Raw genomic sequence first — 22,280 nt, 5'->3', positions numbered from 1 at the left:
CATCCCGGCGTCGCCAGGAGGGCGGCAGCGAGCGAGACCGCCCGCACTGCCCATGTCGAAAACCGCGGAAACGGTAGCATTCTTTCCAACCCCGATCGACGGGCACACACCTTGCTATGCGGGGTGCGCCTAGGCGCCGGAAAGCTCAGAGCTTTTCGGCATCGTGCTTGCTTGCTGCGGCGAGCCGGCCTCGGCGGGCGGGCGGGTCTTCCAGCGCTCGTGCATCCAGACCCACTCTTCCGGGCTACGTCGGATGGCGGTCTCGAGCGCGAGGGAGCAGGCGGCGGTCAGCCGGACGGCCTCGGCCTCTCGGTCCTGCGCGGACGGGTCGTACGGGATCTCCACCACCTCGAGGAGGTGCCCGTCCCCGGCGCGCGGCCCCCTGCGGCGGATGGTGCCGACCACGACCGGCGCGCCGAAGCGGAGCGCGAGGTCCGCCGCCGCGCGAGGCGTGTAGGCCAGGCGGCCGAAGAAGGGCACGTGGACGCCCTGCACGTCGGTGTCCTGGTCGATGAGGAGCCCGAGGGCCCGCCCCTGGCGGAAGGTGCGGATGATGGCCCGGCCGGTCTCCGGGTTCTCGCGCCAGAGCGTCGTCACGCCGCCGGAGGCGCGGAACTCCTCGGCCAGCGCGTTGAGCCTGGGGTCGTGGCCTGCCTTGGCGATGACCGCGTTCGGCACGCCCGCGCGGGCGATGCGCCGGGCGAGGAGCTCCCAGTTCCCGACGTGGCCGGTGACGAACATCATCCCCTTGCCCCGCGCCATCACCTCGCGGAGCACCTCGCCGTTCGCGAGCTCCACGTAGGTCTCGAGCCGCGCGTCGTAGGAGCGGATCGTCACCACCTCCATCGCGGCGCGGCCGAGGTGCACGAACATGCGGCGCGCGATGGCCTCGCGCTCCGCTTCGGACCTCTCCGGGAACGCGAGCGCGAGGTGCCGGAGGGCGAGCCTTCGCGTCTTGCCGGCGAGGAGGTAGCCGAGCCGGCCGAGGGCGCCGCCGAGCGCGAGCGCCACGGAGAGGGGCAGGAGCGAGAGGAGCCGGATGGCGGCGCGCACGATCGCCGACCGCACGCTCCGCTTGATCCGCTTGCGCAGCGGGACCGTCATGGCGGCGCGAAACTAGCACGTGATCCGGGGGGATCGGCAGGGGCGCGGGCCCTTGACTTCGAGGGTTTCGGCGCGCTCGCGCGCGCCCCCCTCGTGCGGGCTAGACGGCGATGTGCTTCGCTGCGAGGAGCAGGTCGCAGAGCTCCCGGACGGCGCCGCGGCCGCCCGGGGCCGCGGTGACGAGGTGCGCGGCGGCCCTCGCCTCGGGGCGGGCGTCGGCGGGCGCCGCGGCGAGCCCCACCCGGCGGAGGAGCGGCACGTCGTTCACGTCGTCGCCCATGTACGCGACCGCCTCGTCCGGAAGGCCCAGGTGCGCGAGGCGGGCGTAGCCCTCGAGCTTGTCGCGCTCGCCGAAGATGAGGTGCTTGAAGCGGAGCTCCACGAGCCGGACCTCGGTCGCCTTCCCCGGCCGGCCGGAGATGACGCCGAAGTCCACGTGGTCGCGGAGGAGCACGACGCCGTGCCCGTCCCGCACGTCGAACGCCTTCAGCGCCTCGCCCTCGGGGCCGTACCAGATCCGCCCGTCGGTGAGGACGCCGTCCACGTCGAGCAGGACGAGCCGCACGCGCGCGGCGCGCGCGAGGAGGTCGTCCTGCGGGCTCACGGCTGCCCCAGGGCGCGCCGGACCGCGAGCACCTCGGTGAGGAGCCGGTCCGCCATGTCGAAGTCGAGCGAGTTCGGGCCGTCGGACTTCGCCAGCGCGGGGTCCTCGTGGATCTCGATGAAGAGCGCGTCGATGCCGACCGCGGCGGCGGCGCGCGCGAGCGGCGCCACGTACTGCCGCTCGCCGCCGGTGGTGTCCCCGCCGCCGCCCGGGAGCTGCACCGAGTGCGTCGCGTCGAGGCACACCGGCACGCCGAGCTCGCGCATGATCACGAGCCCGCGCATGTCGACGACGAGGTTGCCGTAGCCGAAGGTGGCGCCGCGCTCGACGAGGAGCACGTTCTCCTGGCCGGCCTCGCGGCACTTGGCCACCGCGTGGCGCATCTCCCGCGGCGCGAGGAACTGCCCCTTCTTCACGGAGACGCTCTTGCCGTGGCGCGCGCAGGCGAGGACGAGATCCGTTTGCCGGCAGAGGAACGCCGGCACCTGCAGCACGTCCACCACGCGCCCGGCCGCCTCCGCCTGCCAGGTCTCGTGGACGTCGGTCGTGCAGGGGAGGCCGGTCTCGCGCTTCACCGCCTCGAACGCGGCGAGCCCCCGCTCGAGCCCGACGCCGCGGTAGCTCTTGCCGGAGGAGCGGTTCGCCTTGTCGAAGCTCGCCTTGAACACCGCGGGGAGCCCGTGCTTCTCGGCGAGCGCCTTCACCTTGCGCGCGTGCGCGAGCGCGTGGGCCTCGGACTCCATGACGCACGGCCCCGCGATGAGGAGGAGCCGCCGGCCGTCGCCGACCTCGTGCCCGCCGATGCGGGCGAGAACGCGCTCGCTCATCCCTGGACGTTCTTCCCGACCGGGAGCTTCGTCACCGCCGCGTGGCGGCCGGCCTGCTGGTCGCGGTGCTCGCGCGCCGCGCGCACGAACCCGGCGAAGAGCGGGTGGGGGGCGAACGGCTTCGACTTGAACTCGGGGTGGAACTGGCAGCCTACGAAGTGCGGGTGGTTGTTGAGCTCGATCATCTCGACGAGGTTGAGCTCGGGGTTCGTCCCGGAGAACACCATCCCCTGCGCCTCGTACTGCGCGCGGTAGGCGTTGTTGAACTCGTACCGGTGGCGGTGGCGCTCCTGGACGAGCTCGACGCCGTACAGCTCGCGCGCCTTCGTCCCCTCCTTGAGGGCGCAGGGGTAGCTGCCGAGCCGCATGGTGCCGCCCTTCTCGGCCACGGCCTTCTGCGCCTCCATGAGCGTGACGACCGGGTGCGGCGTCTGCTCGTCGAACTCGAGCGAGTTCGCGCGCTCGAGGCCGAGCACGGTGCGCCCGAACTCGATGACCGCCATCTGCAGGCCGAGGCAGATCCCGAAGAACGGGATCTTGTGCTCGCGCGCGTGGTGCACCGCGAGGATCTTCCCCTCCGTGCCGCGCACGCCGAAGCCGCCGGGGACGAGGATCGCGTCCACCTGGTCGAGCTCGGAGAGATCGCCCTCCTCGAGCTTCGTCGAGTCGATGAAGACCTGCGTCACCCGCACGTCGCCGGCGATGCCGCCGTGCACGAGCGCCTCGTTGAGGCTCTTGTAGCTCTCGTGCAGCTCGACGTACTTGCCGACCACGCCGATGCGCACCTCGCCGTGCTTGGGCGCCTTCACCTTCTGGACGATCTGCTCCCACTTGTCGAGGCGCGGCGCCCGGCTCCAGATGTTGAAGAGCTCGGCGAGCTTGTCGTCGAGCCCCTCCTTGTGGAGCTCGAGCGGCACCTCGTAGATCGACTTCACGTCGAGCGCGGTGAACACCGCCGACGGGTCCACGTTGCAGAAGAGCGCGATCTTGTCCTTCATCTCCCGCGAGATCTCGCGATCCGAGCGGCAGAGCAGGAGGTCCGGCTGGATGCCGATCTCGCGCAGCTCCTTCACGGAGTGCTGGGTGGGCTTCGTCTTGAGCTCGCCGGCGGCGGCGATGAACGGCACGAGCGTGAGGTGCGCGTAGACCGCGTTCTCCTCGCCCACGTCGTACTTCATCTGGCGGATCGCCTCGAGGAACGGCAGCGACTCGATGTCGCCCACGGTGCCGCCGACCTCCACGATGAGGATGTCGACGCCGCCCGCCGCCTCGCGGATGACCGCCTTGATCTCGTCGGTGATGTGGGGGATGACCTGCACGGTCTTCCCCAGGTACTCGCCGCGCCGCTCGCGCTGGATGACGTTCGAGTAGATGCGCCCGGTCGTGTAGTTGTTCTTCCGGGTCATCTTGGCGCTGGTGAAGCGCTCGTAGTGCCCGAGGTCGAGGTCCGTCTCCGCGCCGTCGTCGGTGACGTACACCTCGCCGTGCTGGAACGGGCTCATCGTCCCGGGATCGACGTTGATGTACGGGTCGAGCTTGAGGTGCGTGACCTCGAGCCCCCGGTTCTCGAGGAGCGCGCCGATGGACGCGGCCGCGAGGCCCTTCCCGAGCGAGCTCACGACGCCGCCGGTGACGAACAGGTACTTGGTCTTCTTGCCTCGCTTCACCATCCGTGTCCCCTTCCCCTCACTCATGCGCGACCGGCGGCGAGCAGCGCCCGCGCCCGGTCGAGGTCCTCTGGCGTGTCGATGCCGAAACCCCGGTAGGCGGTGTCGGCCACGCGGATCCTGTGCCCGTGCTCGAGCGCGCGCAGCTGCTCGAGCGACTCCTCCGCCTCGAGCCGCCCGGGCGGCAACGCGGCGAACTGCTGGAGGAACGCGGCGGTGAACGCGTAGATGCCCACGTGCGCGCGCGCGAGCGGGCTCTGTCCGCCCGCGCGGCGGTGCGGGATCGGCGCGCGAGAGAAGTAGAGCGCGTCGCCCCGCAGATCGGTCACCACCTTCACGACCTGCGTCCGCTCGAGCTCCTCCGGCTCGAGCGGGCGGGCGAGCGTCGCCATCTCGACGTCGCCGTCCATCGCCCGGACGAGCGTCTCGATCGCCGCCGGCTCGATGAGCGGCTCGTCGCCCTGCAGGTTCACCACGACGTCCGGCGCCGGCGCGAGCCGCCGCGCCGCCTCCGCCACCCGGTCCGTCCCGGTGCTCGCCGGACCCGTCAGGATCGCCTCCGCGCCCGCGGCGGCCGCGGCACGTGCGATGCGGTCATCGTCCGTCGCGACCGCGACGGCGTCGACGCCACGCGCAGCACGCGCCCGGTCGACCACATGGGCGATCAGGGGCAGGCCTGCCAGTTCGGCGAGGGGCTTTCCGGGGAAGCGCTGGGCTCCGAACCGGGCCGGGATGATGACGGCGATGCGTCTCAAACCGGGACCGCAAAGTACGGGAAGGGACCGATCGCGTCAACCCGCGACTGCCGCACGGCCTATGTGGATCCCACTCCGCGCGAGAGAGCGTGCGCGTGGCGGCTCGCGGGCCCAGGCCCTCGCGTCGGGGCACCCGGGTCGGCGAACGGCGCCCGTCTGCCGCGGGCGCCACGCGCCGGCGCGGTTCGCTCGCTCTGCGCCGGGCCCCCCTCGAGGCCCGGCGCGCGAGACGTCGGCGTACGCGGAGCCCTAGTACCAGTCGAAGCCGGCGTACAGCATCCAGAACTGGGAGCCTTCCGGCGCCGTGTCGCTCGAGCCGTAGAACTGCTTCGAGGCGTCCAGGTTCACGGTCAGGTTGAACTGCTTCCCGAGCCAGAACGCGTAGCCGAGGCCGCCGAGGATGTTCGTGCCGCCGTAGGTGTCCGTGACGTCGTCGAACCCGTCGTCGTACGCGAGGGACAGCGCGGACAGGCCGAGGCCGCCGCGCACGAAGAAGCCCCGCTCCATGGGGAAGAACGTCGCGACCGCGTCGTAGTTCGTGATCTGGGCGGAGGTCGTCAGGCCGCTGCCGCTCGCCTGGGCGCGCGCAGCGGTGATGTCGAGGCCGAGGAGGAGGCGCGGGGTGACGGTCCAGCCGACCTTGAAGTTGAGCGCGAGGCGGGTCGGGTCGCGATCGTAGTTCAGCTCCTTGAACGACAGGCTGTCGCCCTGGCCGGAGACGCTCCCGTCCCCCATGCCGACGCCGAAGCCGATGTACCAGTTGTCGCGCTGCTGGGCGGGCGCGTAGCGCGGCGCGCGCGACCCTGGCGTGTAGGGCGGCTGCGGCCCCGGATCCTGGGCGGCCGCGGCGAGGGGGAAGGCGATGAGCAGGGCGAGCAGCTTCCGCATGGTTGGCTCCTGGAGGGGTGGGCGAACGAACGGACGATGTTACCTGCTCGGGGATTCATCGGTCATCGTCCGCGCCGGCTCGCGCGGGAGGCGCGTGTGCGACACCGTCGCCGCGCCCTGCACCGCGGCGACAGGCCCGGCGGCGACCGCCGCGCGGTCGCGGTGGTATGGTCCGCCCGTGCCCGAGGTCGTCCGCGTCCGCTTCACCGTCGAGCCGAACTACGCGGGCTGGCGGCTCGATCGCTACCTGCAGGAGAAGATCCGGCGCCTCTCCCGCGAGCGCGTGCAGCGGCTCATCGAGCGCCGCCTCGAGACCGAGGACGGTCGCCGGCTGAAGCCCTCGACGCGGGTCACGCCGGGCCTCTCCTTCGCGCTCCTCAAGGACGCCGAGCCCGAGCCGGAGACGCCGCAGGTCTTCGACGTCGTCCACGACGACGGCGCGCTCCTCGTGGTTGACAAGCCCGCCGGGCTGCCCGTGCACCCCACCGCCCGCTACTCGGCGAACACCTTCACCACGCTCGCCCGGGCGCGCTTCCCGGACCGGAAGGTCGACCCCGCCCACCGCCTCGACCGCGAGACCTCGGGGCTGCTCGCCTGCGGCAGCGCGCCGGAGTGGACGTCGCGCATGAAGCGCGACTTCGCGGGCGGGCGCGTCGCGAAGACCTACCTCGCCATCACCGAGGGCGCGCCGCGCGAGGACGCCTTCACGGTGGACGCGCCGCTCGCGCTCACCGGCGCGTCGGCGGTGCGCGTCCGCATGCACGTGACCGCGGGCGGGCTCCCGTCGGCGACCGACTTCGAGGTGCTGTCGAGGCGCGTCCTCGCGGGCGGAACCCCGGTCACGCTGCTCGCCTGCCGGCCCCGCACGGGCCGCCAGCACCAGATCCGCGCCCACCTCGCGCACGCCGGCCTGCCCATGGTGGGCGACAAGATCTACGGGCCCGACGAGAACATCTTCGATCGCTTCACCCGCCACGCCCTCACCGACGAGGACCGCGCGCGCCTGCGGCTGCCGCGCCACGCGCTGCACGCGTGGCGGCTCGAGCTCCCGCACCCGCGCACGCGGGAGCCGGTCCGGCTCGAGGTGCCGCTCCCGGCCGACCTCGCGGCGTTCTGGGACGGCTGCACCGAGGAGGCCGCATGACCCTCTACGATTTCCCCGGGCTCGTCGGCGGCGTGGCCGGCCTGTGGCTCGTCCTCCTCGGGCTCCTGCTCGCCGCGGGCGCCGGGCTGCGCCTGGCGTTGGTCCGGGGCCGTCCCGGCAAGGGCCGCGTGGCGCGCGGGCTCCTCTCCGCGGGCGCGACCTTCGTCTTCTCCGGGATCGCGCTCTTCTGGGCGGCGGAGCGCAGCGTGCTGCGACGGGAGCTCGACCGCGGCGCGCCGTGGCTCGCCGCCTTCATCCTCGCCGTCGCGGTCCTCTCGGCGCTGCGGAGCGCGCGGCGCCGCGCGCGGGCGGAGGAGGCGGAAACGGCGGCAGCCCCCGGAGAGCCGGAGGCCTAGCGTCCCCACCGCCCGAACGCGCGCCCGAGCCGCGCCACGCCCTCCGCGATCCGCGCGGGCGCGCTGTGGGTGAAGTTGAGGCGGAGCGTGGCCTTGCCCTCGCCCTCCGGGTGAAACTCGCCGCCCGGCACGAACGCGAGCCCCTCCGCCAGGGCGTGGGTGAGGAGCTCCGCGGCGTCCCCGCCGCCGGTGAGGCGCGCCCACAGGAACATGCCGCCCCCGGGCCGGTTCCAGGTGAGCCGCTCCCCGAGCGTCGCCGCGAGGCCGCGGTCGAGCGCGTCGCGGCGCGCGCGGTACTCGCGCCGGAGCCCCTCGACGTGGCGCGCGAAGCCCTCCTGGCCGAGCAGGTCGAAGAGCAGGTGCTGGCCGAGCGAGTTGGTCTGGAGATCCGTCGCCTGCTTCGCGAGGACGCAGCGGCGGACGATGGCCGGGGGCCCGAGCAGGAAGCCGACGCGCAGGCCCGGGACCGCGGTCTTGGAGAAGCTGCCGAGGTACACGCTGCGCGCCGGGTCGTGTCCGAGCACCACCGGCGCGGGCGGCGCCTCGTCGAACCAGATGTCGCGGTACGGATCGTCCTCGGCCACGATCACCTCGGAGCTCCGCAGGACCTCGCGCACCTCTCGCCGGCGCGCCTCCGGGTAGCAGACGCCGCTCGGGTTCTGGAACGTGGGGGTGAGGTAGAGGAGCTTCGGGCGGCGCCGGAGCGCGTCCGCGAGCGCGTCGGGCCTGAGCCCCTCGGCGTCGCAGGGCAGGAACGTGACGCGCGCCCCGAAGAAGCGGAACACCTGGAGCGCGCCGAGGTAGGCAGGAGTCTCGACGAGGACCTCGTCGCCCGGGTCGAGGAACAGCTTGGCGAGGAGATCGAGCCCCTGCTGCGAGCCCTGCGTGACGAGGACCCCGTCGTCACCGAACGCGCCCACCGGGAACGGCACGCGCCCGAGGATGCGCGCGCGCAGGCCCTCGTGGCCCTCGGTCTCGGCGTACTGGAGCGCCGCCGGGCCGCGCGGCGACGAGAGCAGCTCCCGCGCGAGCGAGGCGAGGGCCTCGGTCGGGAAGAGCTCGGGCGCGGGCAGTCCCCCGGCGAAGGAGATGACGTCGGGGCGGGCGACGACGCGCAGGATCTCCCGGATGGCGGAGCTCTTCAGCGACGCGACGCGGGTGGAGAAGGGGTACTCGGGGGCGGCCGGCATTCCCCCAGTCTAGGGGAAAGCGCGGGCGGAGGCCGCTCGACTCGCGAACGGCCCGTTTCCGACGATTTTTCGCCAGCGGCGCCGCGCGCGGCGCGACATGAGACCCAGCGCCGAAGCGACGGCCCAGCCCTCCTTGGCGAACGCCTTCACTCCTCGCCCCCGCGCTCCCAGAAGTTGCCGCGGAAGATCATCCCGGCGTCGCCGATCACGAGCTCGCCCTCCACGTCCCCGTCCTCGAACGTCAGCGTCAGCATGTCGTCCTCGGCCCACCATGTCCCTTCGACCGCGATCGGCGCGGAGAGCCCGGTCGCACGGGCGACCGTATTCGCGGTCGTGAACGGCCGATCGCCGTTGGGCTCGTCGTACGTAGTGGAGGACGTGAAGACCTGGGTCGTCTCGACGAACGTGAAGTCCTCGCGGAAGCAGCGCTTCTTGAAGGAGCGCGCGCCGTTGTTCAGCGTTCCGACGCCCAGTTCCTGATCGAAGCACCCGATGAGCCGGCGGTCGGGCGCGCGCACGAGGTCGTCCGCCTCCGCGGCGGCGCGCACCAGCTCCGGCCGGATCTCGACGGAATGCGTGACCTGTTCGACGAGGCGCTCCGCCGCGCTGGCTGAGCGTGCGGCCGCGGTGACCAACACGACCGCCCGCCCGGAGCCGACGAGCGCCAAGGCCAGGGCCGCCGTGCCGTCCTCGCTCGCACGCACGATCTTGCAGCCGTGCAACCCGGTGCGCGAGGTGAACTCCTCGAGCCCGAGTGCTGCCGTTTCCTCGGATCCGCACTCGAACGAGCTCTGCGCGACCGAGGTGGAGACGGTCACGGCCGAACGGCCGTCTCGCGCCGTTGCCCCGTAGATGGGACGCCCATCGTTGCCGGCTTGGACGAGATACTCGAAACCGGCGGGTAGCGCGGCGCGGAACCCCTCGGGCGCAGAGACCCGCCCCTCGCGCGAGATCGGCGACACGGCAGAGGCGGCAGCGGTGACGAGCAGCAGCACGTGAGCGATGGTCATGCGCCACGAGCGATGCGGCGTTCATGCCAGGCGGCGCTCCGCCTCTTCCACCCCGGAGGTTCGGCACGGCTGAGCGCGGAGACCGCGACTCGCCCTTCACCGGCCGCGCGACGGACCACCGATACGGACACGGCGGGCTCCTACCCGCGCCAGCATTCGTACGCGCGGGCGAGGCGCGCGCGGCCACCGTTTCAGCGCCGGTGCGCCGCGCGCCGCGCCTCGGCGCGCTCGGCCTTGGCGATCTTCGCGCGCTGCTTCACGGCGAGCACGTAGAAGCGCTCGCGCAGCGCCGCCGCCTCGAGCTCGGAGAGGTCGCCGTGACGGCCGCGCTCGGCCTCGCGCCGCTCGACCGCCTTTGCGAGCGAGACCGCCGCCGCGACCGAGACGTTGAGCGACTGCACGAACCCGCGCATCGGGATGGCGTACGAGGCGTCGGCGAGGGCCAGCGCCTCGGCCGAGACGCCGCGGTGCTCATTGCCGAAGACGAGCGCAACCTTGCCGGCGAAGGGCAGCGCGTCGAGCGAGCGCGACCCCTCGCCGAGGTGCGTGGCGTAGATCGCGAAGCCCTCCGCCTTGAGGTGCGCGAGGCACTCTCCCGTGGAGCTCCAGCGCCGCACGTCCAGCCACTTGTCCGCGTTCTGGCTGATCTTCTTGTTGCGGTCGAAGGGCTTCATCGGCCCCTCGATCGCGTGCAGCTCCTGGATCCCGAACGCCTCGCAGGTGCGGAGGACGGCGTTCACGTTCTGCGGATCGCAGAACGCCTCCATCACCACGGTGAGGGTCCGGGTGCGGTTCGCGACGACCGCGTCGATGCGCGCGCGGCGCTCCGGGACGAGGAAGTCCGGCCCGCCCGGCTCCGGCGCCTCCGCGGCGCGCTCGGCGCCGCCCTCGCCCCGCCGGCTCACTTCTCGGCCCTCGGCTTCCCGAGCCGGCGCCCTCGGCCGCCGCGCCGCGGCCGCGCCTCCTCGAAGAGGGCGCGCCCCACCGCGTCGAGCAGCTCCGGCATCCCCTCGCCGGTGACCGCCGACACGAGGTGGACGTCGACGGGCTGCTTGCGGCGCGCGAACGCCTTCTTGAGCTTCTCCCCGGCGGCGCGCGACTCGGGGACGTCGATCTTCGTCACCGCCAGGATCTGCGGCTTCTCCGCGAGGGCCGGCGAGTAGAGCGCGAGCTCGCGGTTGATGGCCTCGTAGTCCGCCTTCGGCGAGCGACCCTCCTCGGGGTTCGCGCCCTCGACGAGGTGCACGAGCACGCGGCAGCGCTCCACGTGACGGAGGAACTGGTGGCCGAGCCCAGCGCCCTCGTGCGCCCCCTCGATGAGGCCGGGGATGTCGGCCACGACGAAGCTCTTCTCGCCTCGCCAGGAGACGACGCCGAGGTTCGGCACGAGCGTCGTGAAGGGGTAGTCCGCGATCTTGGGCCGGGCCCGGGAGATGCGGCTGATGAGCGTCGACTTGCCGGCGTTCGGGTAGCCGACGATGCCCACGTCCGCGAGGAGCTTCAGCTCGAGGACGAGCTCCCGCTCCTCGCCGGGCGTGCCGTCCTCGGCGTAGCGCGGCGCCTGGTTCGTCGAGGTGGCGAAGTTCATGTTGCCGAGGCCGCCGCGACCACCCTTGGCGACGACGAGCCGCTCGCCCTCGCCGCCGAGGTCCGCGACGAGCTCGCCGGTGCCGGCGTCCTTCACGACCGTGCCCGGCGGCACGCGCAGGACGAGCGGGTCGCCGTCCCTGCCGTTCATGTCCGAGCCCTGGCCGTGCTCGCCGCTCCTCGCGCGGTGCTCCCGGACGTAGCGGTAGTCGAGCAGCGTCGAGAGCTGCGGGTCGACGACCAGCACCACGTCCCCGCCGTTCCCGCCGTCGCCGCCGGCCGGTCCGCCGCGCGGGATGAACTTCTCCCGCCGCCACGCCACGGCGCCGTTGCCGCCGTCGCCGGCCTTCACGTGGATGCGGACCTCGTCGACGAACTTCATTCGGAGCCTTTTACAAACGCGAACGCCGCGGACCTGGGTGGCCCGCGGCGCCGTGATGAGTGGAGGCCGCCTCGTCCGCCGGGGGCGGACCGGAGCGGCGGAGCGCTACGCCCCCGGAACGATGGAGACGAAGCGCCGATCGCCCCGGGCGCGGCTGTACTTCACGGTGCCGTCCACGAGCGCGAAGAGCGTGAAGTCCTTGCCCATCCCGACGTTCGCGCCGGGGTGGACGAGGGTGCCGACCTGGCGGACGAGGATGTTCCCCGCCACGACCTTCTCGGACCCGTAGACCTTGATGCCGCGGTGCTGGCCGGGAGAGTCACGGCCGTTGCGCGAGGAGCCCTGTCCCTTTTTGTGAGCCATTTTCTACTCCACCTGAACCCGGAACCGGGTCGTCGGGGGCGCGAGCGTTACGCGCGCACCGTCGTGATGAGGACCTCGGTGTACGGCTGCCGGTGGCCCCGCTTCTTCGTCCAGCCTTCCTTCTTCTTGCGGAAGTGGACGACCTTCTTGTGCTTGTCCTGGGCGACGATCTCGCCCTCGACCGCGGCGCCCGCGACGACCGGCGCGCCGATCTTGGCCTCGCCCTCTCCGCCGACGAGCAGCACCTCGAAGCTGATCTTGCCGCCGACGTCGCCAGCGAGCTTCTCGACCTTGAGCCGATCGCCCTGCGCGACGCGGTACTGCTTCCCGCCGGTCCGAATCACCGCGTACATCGCCTTCTCCTCGAAATCTGGGAGGATTTCACCAGCGCGCGGCCGCGAAACGGCGCGCCTCCGGGCCTCCGGAAGGGCGGTCATATACGATCAGGCCGCCGGGGCTGTCAAGGAATCCCGGGGCTTGGACCGGACCGCCCCGGGGTGGGCTCGCCTGCCTCCCCGCCTCACATTGCGCGGGGCGCCCGATCACCCGATCCTGCCGCCCTTATGCGAAAGCTCACGCTCGCGCTCGCCGGAGCGCTCCTTTTGCCGTCGATCGCCGAGGCCCAGCTCCGCGCCTCGGCTGGAATCAGCTTCGATCTGCCGGTCGTCCTGCCCCAGCTCGTCGTCGTCAGCCCGGGCGTGCAGGTCGTGCCCGAGTGCGATCACGAGGTGTTCTACACGAACGGCTACTACTGGGTCCGCGAGGACGACGTCTGGTACCGCTCCCGCTCGCACCGGGGCGGCTGGGTCATGGCGCCCGCCCGCGCGGTGCCGGTGGCCCTCGTGAAGGTCCCGCCCGGTCACTACAAGCACTGGAAGCCGGAGAAGGGCTGGAAGGGGGAGAAGCACGGCCCCGCCTACTACGGCGGCCGCCCGCAGCCCGCGCCCGCGTACTTCCGCGACGGCGGCAGGGACTACGATCGCCGCGAGTACCGCGATCACGACGACGACCACGGCCACGGCGGCCACGGTAACGGCAAGCACAAGGGCAAGCACTAGGGCGGAGCGCTCGCGCGAAGCCCGCTGAACCGAGGGCCACGCCCGCTTATCAGAGCGGCGTGGCCCTTCGCACGCGCGCCGTCCCGGAGAACGCGCCCGGCGATCTCTTCGTCGACGATCGCTGCATCTCCTGCGACACCTGCCGCCGCCTCGCGCCCGCGACGTTCGGCGGCGGCGAGGACGACCGCGCCTTCGTCGCCTCGCAGCCGTCTGACGGCGAGGCGCGGCGGCGGGCCCTCCTCGCGCTCGTCTCCTGCCCCGTCGCCGCGATCGGCTCCACCTCCGGCGCGGGAGTGCGCGAGGCCTCGCGCGCGCTCCCCGTCCCGCTCGCGGAGGACGCCCCCGACGTCCTCGACTGCGGTTACGCGGCGGAGTCCTCCTTCGGCGCGGCGTCGTGGCTCGTGCTGCGCCGCGGCGGGAACGTGCTCGTGGACTCGCCGCGCTTCACGGCCCCGCTCCTCGCACGCCTCCGCGCGCTGGGCGGGGCGCGCTTCCTGTTCCTCAGTCACCGCGACGACGTCGCCGATCACGCCCGCTGGGCGGAGGCGCTCGGCTGCGCCCGCGTGCTCCACGCGCGCGACGTGACCGCCGGGACCCGCGGCGTGGAGGTCCGGCTCGAGGGCGACGCGCCCACCGCCCTCACGAACGACCTCCTCGCCATCCCCGTCCCCGGCCACACCGCCGGCTCGACGGCGCTCCTCGTCGGCGAGCGGTACCTCTTCACCGGCGACCACCTGTGGGGCGATGCCGAGGGGAGGCTCGGCGCGTCGCGGTCGGTGTGCTGGTGGGACTGGGACTCGCAGACCCGCTCGATGGAGCGGCTCGCGGCGCACCGGTTCGAGTGGGTCATCCCCGGCCACGGGCGACCCTGGCGCGCGCAGAGCATCGACGCGGCGCAAGCCGCGGTCCGCGACCTCGCCGCGGAGATGCGGGAGCGGTAGGAGGCGCCGCCGCCCGGGATCGTTCGCCGTCTACAGCCCGAAGTGCGCCGGGGACAGGCCCTTCCAAGCGCAGTACTCGCGCAGCTCGCGCTTCACGAGCCCCCAGGTCAGCGCGACGAGCACCGCGTCGTCCGCGAGGCCCACCGGGAAGAGGAAGTCCGGCACGAGGTCGACGGGCGAGAGCACGTAGGCCACCGCGGCGGCGAGCGCGGCGACGGACTTCCACGGCACCTTCCGGTACGTCCCGTTCGCGTAATCGCGCAGCACCATCCAGAGGAGCCTGAGCTTCGCGCGGAACGCGCCCGGCGCGCGGCGCGCGTACCACGGCGGCCGGCGCAGGAAGCGCCGGGCGGCCGAGGCGCGCCCGGGGAGGCTCTCGGGCGTGATGTCCTTCGCCTCGCGCGCGAGCTCGCTCGCGGCGGCCTCGCGGCAGGAGAGGCAGTCCGCGTTGGAGCCGAGCGGGCGCGCGCAGGCGGGGCAGGTCCGGGTGGCCATCGTCTCCCCAATCTAGCGCGGGGCCGTCGCGGCCGCCTGCGCCCCAGGCGCGGTGGGCGCCAGCTCAGCGCGCGGCGCGCCGCGGGGTCCGCTCGCCGGGAGGCTCGATCGCCACCACCTCGTGGAAGCGGCGGTAGTCGACGGCCTGATCTCCGCCGGGGAGCACCTTCACGATGTCGCGGAAGCGCACGTCCCAGCGGAGCTCCTCGGGCAGGTACGTGCGGCGCGCGTGGATCACGCGGGTCAGCCCCTCGTCGTAGCCGGAGAGCGTCACGACGAGCTCCGCGTCCTCGCCGGCGAGCGACGCCTCCGTCTCGCCGAAGAGCGGGCTCTCGCGGGTGACCGGGTGGACCGCCGTCCAGGCGTGGGAGAAGAGCGCCGAGCCGTCGCGCGCGAGGGGGAGATCGTGGGCGCGGCGCACCACCTCGCCGTCCTCGCCGCGCTCGTTGCGCACGAGCATGACCGAGACCTTGGCGTCGAGGATGTGGCTCGTCCGCTCGTTCGCCATGCGGAACAGGAGCGCCCGGCCGCCGGCGTGCGGGCCGACGACCGCGACCCGGCTGAAGATGACGCGCGCGGGGATGCGCGAGTACTTGGCGAGGAGGATGCCGGCGCCGATGACGGCGAGCAGCCAGCGCACGAAGGTCTCGACCGCGGAGACCGCGCCGCCGGCGAGCCAGCGGCCGGAGAGGGGCGGCGCCGGCGCGGGCGGCGCGTCGGCGGCGGCGAGCAGCGCGGGGATCACCGACGCGCCCGGCGGCCACTCCGCCGCGAGGGCGAGGTGCGCGAGCCCGAACAGCGCCTGCGTGCCGAAGAAGACGAGCGCGTAGATCGTGACGAGGCGGGTCCAGCTCCCGGTCACGAGCCGGTGGTAGAGGTCCGCGAGCGGGCGCCGCCGGAGCCCGATGATCTTCACGCTGCGGCGAGCGTGCCCGAACACCCGGGTCGAGCCGATGTCGGCCATGCGGCGCGGATGTTAGACGGAGGGTGTCGGGCGCGGGAAGGCGCCGGTTTGCCTACCTCGCGGCGAGCGCCGCGAGGCCGGGCCCGAACGGACGGCGCACCACCCCGCGCTCCGTGATGAGGGCGGTGACGAGCGGCTCAGGCGTGACGTCGAAGGCGGGGTAGCGGGCCGGCACGCCGGCGGGCGCGATGCGCTGGCCGGCGAGCATCAGCACCTCGTCGGCGCCGCGCTCCTCGATGGGGATGGCCGCGCCGTCCGCGGTCTGCAGGTCGACCGTGCTCCACGGCGCCGCCACGTAGAACGGCAGGTGGTGGTACGCGGCGAGCACGGCGAGGGCGTAGGTGCCGATCTTGTTCGCCACGTCGCCGTTCGCGGCGATGCGGTCGGCGCCCACGACCACGCAGGCGATCTCTCCGCGCGCCATGAGCCAGCCGGCCATGCCGTCGGTGAGGAGCGTCACCGGGATCCCGTCGCGCTTCAGCTCCCACGCGGTGAGCCGGGCGCCCTGCAGGAACGGGCGCGTCTCGTCCGCGAACACCGTGACGGCGTTCCCCGCCTCCACGGCCGCGCGGACGACGCCGAGGGCGGTGCCGTAGCCGGCGGTGGCGAGCGCGCCGGCGTTGCAGTGGGTGAGGACGCTCGCGCGCGGCGGGAGGAGCGGCGCGCCGAGCGCGCCGATGCGCCGGCAGGCGGCCTCGTCCTCGTCCCGGATCGCGTGCGCCTCCTTGAGGAGCGCCACCGCCCCGAGGCCCATCCGGCGCGACATGCGCCGCACCGCCCAGGCGAGGTTCACGGCGGTGGGGCGCGCGTGGACCAGCCGCTCGGCGGCCTCGCGCAGGCGCGGCGGCTCGGCCCCGCGGCGCGACTCCAGGGCGAGCGCGTACGCCGCGGCGACGCCGATGGCGGGGGCGCCGCGCACCGTCAGGTCCTTGATGGCCTGCACGACCTCGTCCGCGGAGGCGAGCTCGAGCCAGACCTCGTCGGCCGGCAGGCGCCGCTGGTCGAGCACGCGGACCACGTCCCGCGCCTCGTCGTAGAGCACCGGCCTGAGCGGCTCCGCGTTCATCGCCTCTCCCTTCCGAGCCCCGCGAAGAGCCGCAGGGCGAAGTAAACGGCCGCGAGCGCGGCCACCGCGGCCGCCGGCAGGCGCCGCTCGCTCGCGAGCACCCCCGCGACGACGACGCAGCTCACGAGCGCGATCCCCAGGAACACCTTCGTCGGACCCGCCGCGCCCGCACCGGCCGGCCCGGCGCCCCATCCCGCCCACCTCGCCATGGCTCGCTCCGATCCGTCGCCGCGCCACGAGACCGCCCGCGCCGGCGCCGTCACGCGCGGACCCCGCGCGGGGACTCTACTCGCCCAGCTTCTTCTTGAGGAGGGCGTTCACGACGGCCGGGTTGCCCTTGCCCCGCATCTCCTTCATGACCTGCCCGACGAAGAAGCCGAGGAGCTTCGTGTTGCCGCCGCGGTAGCGCTCCACCTCCGCCGCGCTCGCGGCGATCACGCGATCCACCGCCGCCTCGATGGCGCCCTCGTCCGACACCTGCGCGAGCCCCTTCACGCGCACGACCTCGGCCGGCGCGGCGCCGGTGCGGAAGACCTCCTCCACCACCTGCTTCGCGCCCGGGCCGCCGATGGTCTGCGCGTCCTGGAGTCGCAGGATCTCGGCGAGCTGCGCCGGCGTGATGCGCCAGGCGGCGGGCTCCTGCCCGAGCTCGTTCGCGAGCCGGGCGAGGTCGCCGTTCAGCCAGTTCGCCGCCCGCTTGGCCGCCTCCGGCGAGCTGCCGTACGCGGCGAGCGTCGCGTCGAAGAACTCGGCCACCGCCTTGTCGGCGACGAGCAGCTCCGCGTCGTAGGCGGAGAGCCCGAGCGCTCGCTGGTAGCGCGCCGAGCGCGCCCGCGGCAGCTCGGGCAGCGCGCGCCGCACCCGCTCGACGAGCGCCTCGTCGACCAGGACCGGCGGGAGATCCGGCTCGGGGAAGTAGCGGTAGTCGTGCGCCTCCTCCTTGGAGCGCATCGAGCGCGTCTCGCCGCGATCGGGATCGAACAGCCGCGTCTCCTGCTGGACCTTGCCGCCCGCCTCGATGAGCTCGACCTGTCGGCGCACCTCGAAGTCGATGGCCTGCCGGAGGAAGCGGAACGAGTTCATGTTCTTGAGCTCGCAGCGGGTGCCGAGCTCGGTCGCGCCCTTCCGCATGACCGACACGTTCGCGTCGCAGCGGAACGAGCCCTCCTGCAGGTTGCCGTCGTTCACCCCGAGCGTCATGAGGATCGCGCGCAGGGTCTTGAGGTACGCGATGGCCTCGTCGATCGAGCGCAGGTCCGGCTCCGAGACGATCTCGAGGAGCGGCACCCCGGCGCGGTTGAGGTCGACGCCGGAGCCGGCCGCCGTGACGTCGTGCACGTTCTTGCCGGCGTCCTCCTCCATGTGGATCCGCGTGAGCCGGATGGACCGCGTCGCCCCGTCGACCGCGATCTCCACCCCGCCCCCCACGCAGATGGGCAGCTCGTACTGCGAGATCTGGTAGCCCTTCGGCAGGTCCGGGTAGAAGTAGTTCTTCCGCGCGAACACGCTCTTCGCGCGGATCTCGCAGCCGAGCGCGAGCCCGGCGCGGACCGCCAGCTCCAGCACCTGGGCGTTCAGCGCGGGCAGCGCGCCGGGCAGCCCGAGGCACACCGGGCAGACCTGCGTGTTGGGCGCCGCGCCGAACGCGGTCGAGCAGGCGCAGAAGATCTTGCTGCGGGTGAGGAGCTGGGCGTGGACCTCGAGCCCGAGGACCACCTGGAAGTCCGAGACCGGCATCAGCGCGCCTCCCGGCGTGGCCCGAGCGCGGCGCCGCCGGGGCCGGCCGGCGCGAGCCGGTCCCACCGCCGATCGCTCGGATAGAGGAAGGCGAGCGCCGCCAGGTCGAGGAGGAGCACCACGACGAGGCGGGGATCGCGCGTGACGAGATAGGCGACGAGCGGACAGAGCGCCGCCGCCTCGCACAGCGCCCACGCGACGAGGAAGCGCGTGAGCGTGACCGCGTCGCGGCCGCCGCGGCGCGCCGCCTCGAGGCGCGGCGGGATGACGCGCGAGAGCGCCACGTTGAAGGCCGACGCGACGACGGCGAGCCAGAGGAGCAGCGCGGCGTGCCCGCCGGGCGAGGCGCCGCGCGCGCGGGTCACCGCCACGCCCAGGAAGGCGACGGGCAGGACGAGGAGCGCCGCCCACAGGAGCGTGGCGATCCGGCGGGTCATGGTCACACCTCCGGCGCCGGCAGCGGCCCCGCCTCGCGCTCCAGCGCGCGCGCCGCCCGGAGCAGCGTCGCCTCGTCGAACGGGCGCCCCACGAGCTGGAGCCCCACCGGCATCCCGCTCTCGCGCTCGAGCCCGCAGGGCACCGACAGGCCGGGGAGCGCGGCGAGGTTCGCGGTGATGGTGAACACGTCGGCGAGGTACATCTGCAGCGGATCGGCGGTCTTCTCGCCCAGGCGGAAGGCGACCGTGGGCGCGACCGGGCCGGCGACCACGTCGCAGGCCCGGAACGCCTCGTCGAAGTCTCGCCGGACGAGGGTGCGGACCTTCTGCGCGCGCAGGTAGTAGGCGTCGTAGTAGCCCGCGCTGAGCGCGTAGGTCCCGAGCATGATGCGGCGCTTCGGCTCCGCGCCGAACCCGCGCTCGCGCGTCTCCGAGTACATCTCCTTGAGGCCGCGCGCCTCGCCCGCGCGGAGCCCGAAGCGCACGCCGTCGTAGCGGGCGAGGTTCGAGGAGGCCTCCGCGGGGGCGATGAGGTAGTAGGCCGCGATGCCGTAGCGCGAGTGCGGCAGGGAGACGTCGACGAGCGTCGCGCCGAGCCGCTCGTACCGTGCGAGCGCCTCGCGCACCGCGCGCTCGACCCCGGGCGCGAGCCCGCCCGCGAGCCACTCGCGGGGCACGCCGATGCGCAGCCCGCGCGCGCCGCCCTCGAGGCCTGCGAGGTAGTCGTCCACGGGCCGGGTCGAGGAGGTCAGGTCGCGCGGGTCGTGGCCGGCGATGGCCTGGAGCAGGAGCGCCGCGTCGCGCACGGTGCGGCCGAGCGGGCCGACCTGATCGAGCGAGGAGGCGAAGGCGATGACGCCGTAGCGCGAGACGCGGCCGTAGGTGGGCTTCACGCCCACGGCCCCGCAGAACGCGGCCGGGAGCCGGATCGAGCCGCCCGTGTCCGTGCCGAGCGTCCCGTACACCTGCCGGGCGGCGACGGCCGCGGCGCTGCCGCCCGAGCTGCCGCCGGGCGTGCGCGCGAGGTCGTACGGGTTGTGACACGGCTTGAACGCGCTGTTCTCGTTCGACGAGCCCATCGCGAACTCGTCCATGTTGAGCTTGCCGACGACCACGGCGCCGGCCTGCTCGAGCCGCTCGACGACGGTGGCGTCGTAGGGCGGGACGAAGCCCTCGAGGATCCGCGACGCGCAGGTCGTCTCGACGCCCTTCGTGAGGAAGATGTCCTTGAGGGCGATGGGGACGCCGTCGAGGGGCGAGCGGCGCGCCCCCTTCGCCGCGCGCGCGTCGGCGGCCTCCGCGGCCGCGCGGGCGCGCTCGGGCGTCGTCCGGAGGAACGCGCCGATCCGGCCGTCGGTCGCGGCGATGCGGTCGAGCGCGGCGGCGACGAGCTCCCGCGACGAGGCGCCCCTCCCGGCGAGGAGCGCGCTCGCGTCGGCGAGCGAGAGGGTGGTCAGCTCCGTGGACGGCGCGCTCACTCGATGATCCTCGGCACGACGAAGAACGTGTCCTCGCGGGCGGGCGCGTTCGCGAGCGCCTCGTCGGGAAGGAGGCCGGGGCGGACCTCGTCGGCGCGGAGGGGCACGCCCTCGGCGAGGGCGTGCGTCATCGGCTCCACCCCCGACACGTCGAGCTCGGAGAGCTGCGCGACGTGATCGAGGATGGCCGAGAGCTGACCAGCGAAGGTCTGCTCCTCTTCCGGCGAAAGCCGGAGCCGCGCCAGCGCCGCGATGCGCCGGACCTCGTCGAGCGTGAGGGCCATGTCGCGCCTAGACCGGCTTCTTCGTCTCGGGCTTGAACCAGTTCAGGATCGAGGCCATGACGCCCTTCGACTCGGGCTTCTCGAGGTGGCTCAGCTCTCCCTCGTCGAGGAAGACGCCGTTGCAGGAGAAGCACACGTCGACGTCCACCCCGCGCAGCCGCACCTCGTGCATCTGCATCCCGCACTTGGGGCAGCGCATCCAGTGCAGCTCCTTGAGCCGCTGCAGCTCGGCCGCCTCGGTCTGCTTCTTCACCTGGAGGGCGAGCCTGCGCTTCTTCTCCGCGTCCTCGCGGACGAAGTACTCGTCTTCGGTGGTGGACGGCTTCCCAGGGGTTCCGCGATCCGGCATGTCGGTCATCTCCTCAGCTCGGCGATGGCGTTGCGCGCGACGGCGGCCTCTTCGCCGTCGGGGTGCTCCGCCAGGTATCTCTCGTAGCAGCGGATGGCGTCCGCGTCCCGTCCCTGCGCCCGGTACGCCTCGGCGAGGCCGAGGAGCGCGTCCGCGTGCGACGGGACGAGCTTCAGCGCGCTCTCGAAGCTGGCCGCGGCCGGGGCGTAACGAGACAGATCGAGATAGCACAGCCCCCGGCCCGTCAGGGCCGCGACGTTCTCGGGATCGTCCGAGACGAGCCGGCCGTAGAGCTCGAGCGCACCGGTGGCATCGCCTCGCGCGCGGAGCCGCCCCGCCTCGGCGAGGAGCGCCTTGGGGCCGCGGGGGCGCGCCGGCTTCGCCGCCGGGGCGGCCTCTGCCGAGGCAGGGACCACGGCGGCGGGCGCCGCCCCGGGCGCGAGGACGGCAGGCGTGGCGGAGGGCGAGAGCTCAGGGCCCGGGGCAGCCGGTGAGCCAGCAGGGCGTCCGTCCGCGTGGGCGGCTTCAGCGGGAGGCGCGGGCTCGGGGGCGCGCCCGGCTGGCGCTGCGGAGGGGTCGGCCGCTGGTGTCGCCGCCGCGCTCGCCGTCGGGGTAGCGGGCGCGTCCGAGGGCGCGGTCGGAGTCGCAGACGGGGTCGCGCTCGCGGTCGCGGTCGGGGTTGAGGTCGCGGTCGCGGTCGCGGTCGGGATCGTGGTTTCGGTCGGGCCGCGCCCCAGGACCCCGCGCACCATCCGTCCCATCCTGCCCGGGACGAGCGCGTAGGCCCCGGCGCCCGCGGCGACCGCCAGGAGCGCGACGAGGAGAGCGGCGCGCAGGCCCCGGCGGCGAGGCCGCGCCGACGGCTCGGCCGCGCGTGCCTCGCTCGCTCGCGCCGGCCACGTGAGCTCTCCGGGCGGGGGGAGCGGCAGCGCAGGCGGCGGAAAGCCGGAGGGCGGCGGTGGCGGCACGCGCGTGGGCGGGCGCGGCGTCTCGACGGGCGTCGCTCGAGCGCGCTCCGCCTCCGCCACCACCGAGAAGAAGCTCGAGAGCTCCTCGATCTCGCCGAGCCGCCTCCAGGAGTCGCCGCCGGCCGAGATCTCGTCCTCGCGCGCGACCTTCCCCTCCACGATCCACTTCTGGACGGTCGTGAGCTCGCGGCAGGTGAGCACGGCACCGCCGGGGCGCCTCACGCGCCACTCTCGCGCGCTGCTCCGCGCTGCGGCCGAGGCGGTCGCGCCGGGCGCGGCCGCGCTCGCCGGCATGGGCGCGAAGTCGAGCTCGCCGGGCTTCACCGGCACGGTCACCACGAGCTCCTTCTTCTTCACCCTGAAGAGGTGCCCGCAGTTGGTGCACTGGACCGCCAGCCCCGACGGCGTGATCTGCTCGTCGTCGAAGACGTACTGGGCCTTGCAGCGCTCGCAGCGGACGTCCATGGCGCTCCGAAAAAGTCGCGAGTTCCGCGGATTTTACGCGAGGTTTCGCCGTCCGCCGAAAAATTGACCCCCGGGGTCACCCCGATATCCTCGGCTGGACGGGACCTCGTCCGTTCGAGGCGGGCCCGGGTGCGCCCGCGTGGCAGCACCGCGGCGCGGGC

General features: G+C 73.6%; 26 protein-coding genes. 4 read left to right on the top strand and 22 right to left on the bottom strand.

The window, feature by feature from the left end; all coding sequences use genetic code 11:
* Positions 1–129 precede the first annotated feature (129 nt).
* From MLV88_RS12945 to MLV88_RS12920, 6 genes are all read right to left on the bottom strand, one after another.
* Complete coding sequence (locus MLV88_RS12945) at positions 130–1,104, bottom strand: lysophospholipid acyltransferase family protein (protein WP_242337167.1); 975 nt, start codon at positions 1,102–1,104, stop codon at positions 130–132.
* Positions 1,105–1,204: 100 nt separating this feature from the next.
* Positions 1,205–1,708, bottom strand: a complete 504-nt coding sequence (locus MLV88_RS12940) for a KdsC family phosphatase (protein WP_242337165.1) — start codon at positions 1,706–1,708, stop codon at positions 1,205–1,207.
* Positions 1,705–2,535 carry a 3-deoxy-8-phosphooctulonate synthase gene (gene kdsA, locus MLV88_RS12935; protein ID WP_242337163.1) on the bottom strand — a complete coding sequence of 277 codons (831 nt, stop codon included), beginning with the start codon at positions 2,533–2,535 and terminating at the stop codon, positions 1,705–1,707. Before kdsA ends, MLV88_RS12940 begins: the two co-directional genes overlap by 4 nt.
* Positions 2,532–4,205, bottom strand: a complete 1,674-nt coding sequence (locus MLV88_RS12930) for a CTP synthase (RefSeq protein ID WP_242337161.1) — start codon at positions 4,203–4,205, stop codon at positions 2,532–2,534. The genes kdsA and MLV88_RS12930 overlap by 4 nt, the downstream gene beginning before the upstream one ends.
* Positions 4,206–4,225: 20 nt before the next feature.
* On the bottom strand, positions 4,226–4,957 hold the full coding sequence (gene kdsB / locus MLV88_RS12925; protein ID WP_242337159.1) for a 3-deoxy-manno-octulosonate cytidylyltransferase: 732 nt from the start codon (positions 4,955–4,957) through the stop codon (positions 4,226–4,228).
* Between the two features lie 249 nt (positions 4,958–5,206).
* On the bottom strand, positions 5,207–5,845 hold the full coding sequence (locus MLV88_RS12920; protein WP_242337157.1) for a hypothetical protein: 639 nt from the start codon (positions 5,843–5,845) through the stop codon (positions 5,207–5,209).
* 178 nt (positions 5,846–6,023) lie between these two features.
* Here MLV88_RS12920 and MLV88_RS12915 point away from each other — a divergent pair, with 178 nt between their 5' ends.
* Positions 6,024–6,989: an RluA family pseudouridine synthase gene (locus MLV88_RS12915; protein ID WP_242337155.1), complete on the top strand. Its 966-nt coding sequence runs from the start codon at positions 6,024–6,026 to the stop codon at positions 6,987–6,989.
* A complete protein-coding gene (locus MLV88_RS12910) occupies positions 6,986–7,345 on the top strand; it encodes a hypothetical protein (protein WP_242337153.1) in 360 nt (119 codons plus the stop codon). Before MLV88_RS12915 ends, MLV88_RS12910 begins: the two co-directional genes overlap by 4 nt.
* Here the strand turns inward: MLV88_RS12910 and MLV88_RS12905 are convergent.
* The 6 genes from MLV88_RS12905 to rplU all read right to left on the bottom strand — a co-directional run bounded on the left by MLV88_RS12905 (position 7,342) and on the right by rplU (position 12,230).
* Positions 7,342–8,535 (bottom strand): aminotransferase-like domain-containing protein, encoded by a 1,194-nt coding sequence (locus MLV88_RS12905; RefSeq protein ID WP_242337150.1) that lies wholly within the window; start codon positions 8,533–8,535, stop codon positions 7,342–7,344. The genes MLV88_RS12910 and MLV88_RS12905 overlap by 4 nt on opposite strands.
* A 146-nt stretch (positions 8,536–8,681) precedes the next feature.
* The gene (locus tag MLV88_RS12900; protein ID WP_242337147.1) at positions 8,682–9,530 is read right to left on the bottom strand and encodes a hypothetical protein; all 849 of its coding nucleotides are present in this window, start codon (positions 9,528–9,530) and stop codon (positions 8,682–8,684) included.
* Positions 9,531–9,736: 206 nt separating this feature from the next.
* Complete coding sequence (locus MLV88_RS12895; RefSeq protein ID WP_242337144.1) at positions 9,737–10,450, bottom strand: TrmH family RNA methyltransferase; 714 nt, start codon at positions 10,448–10,450, stop codon at positions 9,737–9,739.
* The gene (gene obgE / locus MLV88_RS12890) at positions 10,447–11,514 is read right to left on the bottom strand and encodes a GTPase ObgE (RefSeq protein WP_242337141.1); all 1,068 of its coding nucleotides are present in this window, start codon (positions 11,512–11,514) and stop codon (positions 10,447–10,449) included. Before obgE ends, MLV88_RS12895 begins: the two co-directional genes overlap by 4 nt.
* A gap of 105 nt (positions 11,515–11,619) precedes the next feature.
* Positions 11,620–11,877 carry a 50S ribosomal protein L27 gene (rpmA, locus tag MLV88_RS12885; protein WP_242337138.1) on the bottom strand — a complete coding sequence of 86 codons (258 nt, stop codon included), beginning with the start codon at positions 11,875–11,877 and terminating at the stop codon, positions 11,620–11,622.
* A gap of 47 nt (positions 11,878–11,924) precedes the next feature.
* Positions 11,925–12,230: a 50S ribosomal protein L21 gene (gene rplU, locus MLV88_RS12880; protein ID WP_242337135.1), complete on the bottom strand. Its 306-nt coding sequence runs from the start codon at positions 12,228–12,230 to the stop codon at positions 11,925–11,927.
* A gap of 210 nt (positions 12,231–12,440) precedes the next feature.
* On the opposite strand from rplU, the gene MLV88_RS12875 reads away from it, so the two are divergent.
* Both MLV88_RS12875 and MLV88_RS12870 read left to right on the top strand, forming a co-directional pair.
* A complete protein-coding gene (locus tag MLV88_RS12875) occupies positions 12,441–12,935 on the top strand; it encodes a hypothetical protein (protein WP_242337132.1) in 495 nt (164 codons plus the stop codon).
* 59 nt (positions 12,936–12,994) lie between these two features.
* A complete protein-coding gene (locus MLV88_RS12870; protein ID WP_242337129.1) occupies positions 12,995–13,876 on the top strand; it encodes an MBL fold metallo-hydrolase in 882 nt (293 codons plus the stop codon).
* Between the two features lie 30 nt (positions 13,877–13,906).
* Here the strand turns inward: MLV88_RS12870 and MLV88_RS12865 are convergent, their stop codons facing one another.
* The 10 genes from MLV88_RS12865 to MLV88_RS12820 all read right to left on the bottom strand — a co-directional run bounded on the left by MLV88_RS12865 (position 13,907) and on the right by MLV88_RS12820 (position 22,119).
* Entirely contained in the window at positions 13,907–14,371 is a 465-nt protein-coding gene (locus MLV88_RS12865; RefSeq protein ID WP_242337126.1) for a YkvA family protein, read from the bottom strand.
* A gap of 64 nt (positions 14,372–14,435) precedes the next feature.
* Positions 14,436–15,335: a potassium transporter gene (locus MLV88_RS12860; protein WP_242337123.1), complete on the bottom strand. Its 900-nt coding sequence runs from the start codon at positions 15,333–15,335 to the stop codon at positions 14,436–14,438.
* Between the two features lie 52 nt (positions 15,336–15,387).
* On the bottom strand, positions 15,388–16,401 hold the full coding sequence (gene mtnA / locus MLV88_RS12855; RefSeq protein WP_242337120.1) for an S-methyl-5-thioribose-1-phosphate isomerase: 1,014 nt from the start codon (positions 16,399–16,401) through the stop codon (positions 15,388–15,390).
* A complete protein-coding gene (locus MLV88_RS12850; protein ID WP_242337117.1) occupies positions 16,398–16,610 on the bottom strand; it encodes a hypothetical protein in 213 nt (70 codons plus the stop codon). Before MLV88_RS12850 ends, mtnA begins: the two co-directional genes overlap by 4 nt.
* A gap of 76 nt (positions 16,611–16,686) precedes the next feature.
* Complete coding sequence (gatB, locus tag MLV88_RS12845) at positions 16,687–18,138, bottom strand: Asp-tRNA(Asn)/Glu-tRNA(Gln) amidotransferase subunit GatB (RefSeq protein ID WP_242355426.1); 1,452 nt, start codon at positions 18,136–18,138, stop codon at positions 16,687–16,689.
* A complete protein-coding gene (locus tag MLV88_RS12840; RefSeq protein ID WP_242355424.1) occupies positions 18,138–18,575 on the bottom strand; it encodes a hypothetical protein in 438 nt (145 codons plus the stop codon). The genes gatB and MLV88_RS12840 overlap by 1 nt, the downstream gene beginning before the upstream one ends.
* A 2-nt stretch (positions 18,576–18,577) precedes the next feature.
* Positions 18,578–20,053, bottom strand: coding sequence for an Asp-tRNA(Asn)/Glu-tRNA(Gln) amidotransferase subunit GatA (gene gatA / locus MLV88_RS12835; protein ID WP_243337640.1), 1,476 nt, complete (start codon positions 20,051–20,053; stop codon positions 18,578–18,580).
* Positions 20,050–20,337 carry an Asp-tRNA(Asn)/Glu-tRNA(Gln) amidotransferase subunit GatC gene (gene gatC, locus MLV88_RS12830; RefSeq protein ID WP_242337105.1) on the bottom strand — a complete coding sequence of 96 codons (288 nt, stop codon included), beginning with the start codon at positions 20,335–20,337 and terminating at the stop codon, positions 20,050–20,052. The genes gatA and gatC overlap by 4 nt, the downstream gene beginning before the upstream one ends.
* A 7-nt stretch (positions 20,338–20,344) precedes the next feature.
* Complete coding sequence (locus tag MLV88_RS12825; RefSeq protein ID WP_242337102.1) at positions 20,345–20,686, bottom strand: TFIIB-type zinc ribbon-containing protein; 342 nt, start codon at positions 20,684–20,686, stop codon at positions 20,345–20,347.
* 5 nt (positions 20,687–20,691) lie between these two features.
* Positions 20,692–22,119 (bottom strand): zinc-ribbon domain-containing protein, encoded by a 1,428-nt coding sequence (locus MLV88_RS12820; RefSeq protein ID WP_242337099.1) that lies wholly within the window; start codon positions 22,117–22,119, stop codon positions 20,692–20,694.
* Positions 22,120–22,280 lie beyond the last annotated feature (161 nt).

It is taken from the genome of Anaeromyxobacter soli (assembly GCF_022808855.1).
Classification (GTDB): Bacteria; Myxococcota; Myxococcia; order Myxococcales; family Anaeromyxobacteraceae; genus Anaeromyxobacter; species Anaeromyxobacter soli.
The sequence above is the reverse complement of the archived record's forward strand: the minus strand, read 5'-3'. Positions and strand labels throughout refer to the sequence as shown.

Bases quoted from the DNA above. Each gene is read 5' to 3' on its own strand.
- MLV88_RS12945 (WP_242337167.1), bottom strand. From the start codon at position 1,104: ATGACGGTCCCGCTGCGCAAGCGGATCAAGCGGAGCGTGCGGTCGGCG.
- kdsA (WP_242337163.1), bottom strand. From the start codon at position 2,535: ATGAGCGAGCGCGTTCTCGCCCGCATCGGCGGGCACGAGGTCGGCGAC.
- MLV88_RS12930 (WP_242337161.1), bottom strand. From the start codon at position 4,205: ATGGTGAAGCGAGGCAAGAAGACCAAGTACCTGTTCGTCACCGGCGGC.
- MLV88_RS12920 (WP_242337157.1), bottom strand. From the start codon at position 5,845: ATGCGGAAGCTGCTCGCCCTGCTCATCGCCTTCCCCCTCGCCGCGGCC.
- MLV88_RS12910 (WP_242337153.1), top strand. From the start codon at position 6,986: ATGACCCTCTACGATTTCCCCGGGCTCGTCGGCGGCGTGGCCGGCCTG.
- MLV88_RS12905 (WP_242337150.1), bottom strand. From the start codon at position 8,535: ATGCCGGCCGCCCCCGAGTACCCCTTCTCCACCCGCGTCGCGTCGCTG.
- obgE (WP_242337141.1), bottom strand. From the start codon at position 11,514: ATGAAGTTCGTCGACGAGGTCCGCATCCACGTGAAGGCCGGCGACGGC.
- rpmA (WP_242337138.1), bottom strand. From the start codon at position 11,877: ATGGCTCACAAAAAGGGACAGGGCTCCTCGCGCAACGGCCGTGACTCT.
- rplU (WP_242337135.1), bottom strand. From the start codon at position 12,230: ATGTACGCGGTGATTCGGACCGGCGGGAAGCAGTACCGCGTCGCGCAG.
- MLV88_RS12875 (WP_242337132.1), top strand. From the start codon at position 12,441: ATGCGAAAGCTCACGCTCGCGCTCGCCGGAGCGCTCCTTTTGCCGTCG.
- MLV88_RS12865 (WP_242337126.1), bottom strand. From the start codon at position 14,371: ATGGCCACCCGGACCTGCCCCGCCTGCGCGCGCCCGCTCGGCTCCAAC.
- MLV88_RS12860 (WP_242337123.1), bottom strand. From the start codon at position 15,335: ATGGCCGACATCGGCTCGACCCGGGTGTTCGGGCACGCTCGCCGCAGC.
- mtnA (WP_242337120.1), bottom strand. From the start codon at position 16,401: ATGAACGCGGAGCCGCTCAGGCCGGTGCTCTACGACGAGGCGCGGGAC.
- MLV88_RS12850 (WP_242337117.1), bottom strand. From the start codon at position 16,610: ATGGCGAGGTGGGCGGGATGGGGCGCCGGGCCGGCCGGTGCGGGCGCG.
- gatB (WP_242355426.1), bottom strand. From the start codon at position 18,138: ATGCCGGTCTCGGACTTCCAGGTGGTCCTCGGGCTCGAGGTCCACGCC.
- MLV88_RS12840 (WP_242355424.1), bottom strand. From the start codon at position 18,575: ATGACCCGCCGGATCGCCACGCTCCTGTGGGCGGCGCTCCTCGTCCTG.
- gatC (WP_242337105.1), bottom strand. From the start codon at position 20,337: ATGGCCCTCACGCTCGACGAGGTCCGGCGCATCGCGGCGCTGGCGCGG.
- MLV88_RS12825 (WP_242337102.1), bottom strand. From the start codon at position 20,686: ATGCCGGATCGCGGAACCCCTGGGAAGCCGTCCACCACCGAAGACGAG.
- MLV88_RS12820 (WP_242337099.1), bottom strand. From the start codon at position 22,119: ATGGACGTCCGCTGCGAGCGCTGCAAGGCCCAGTACGTCTTCGACGAC.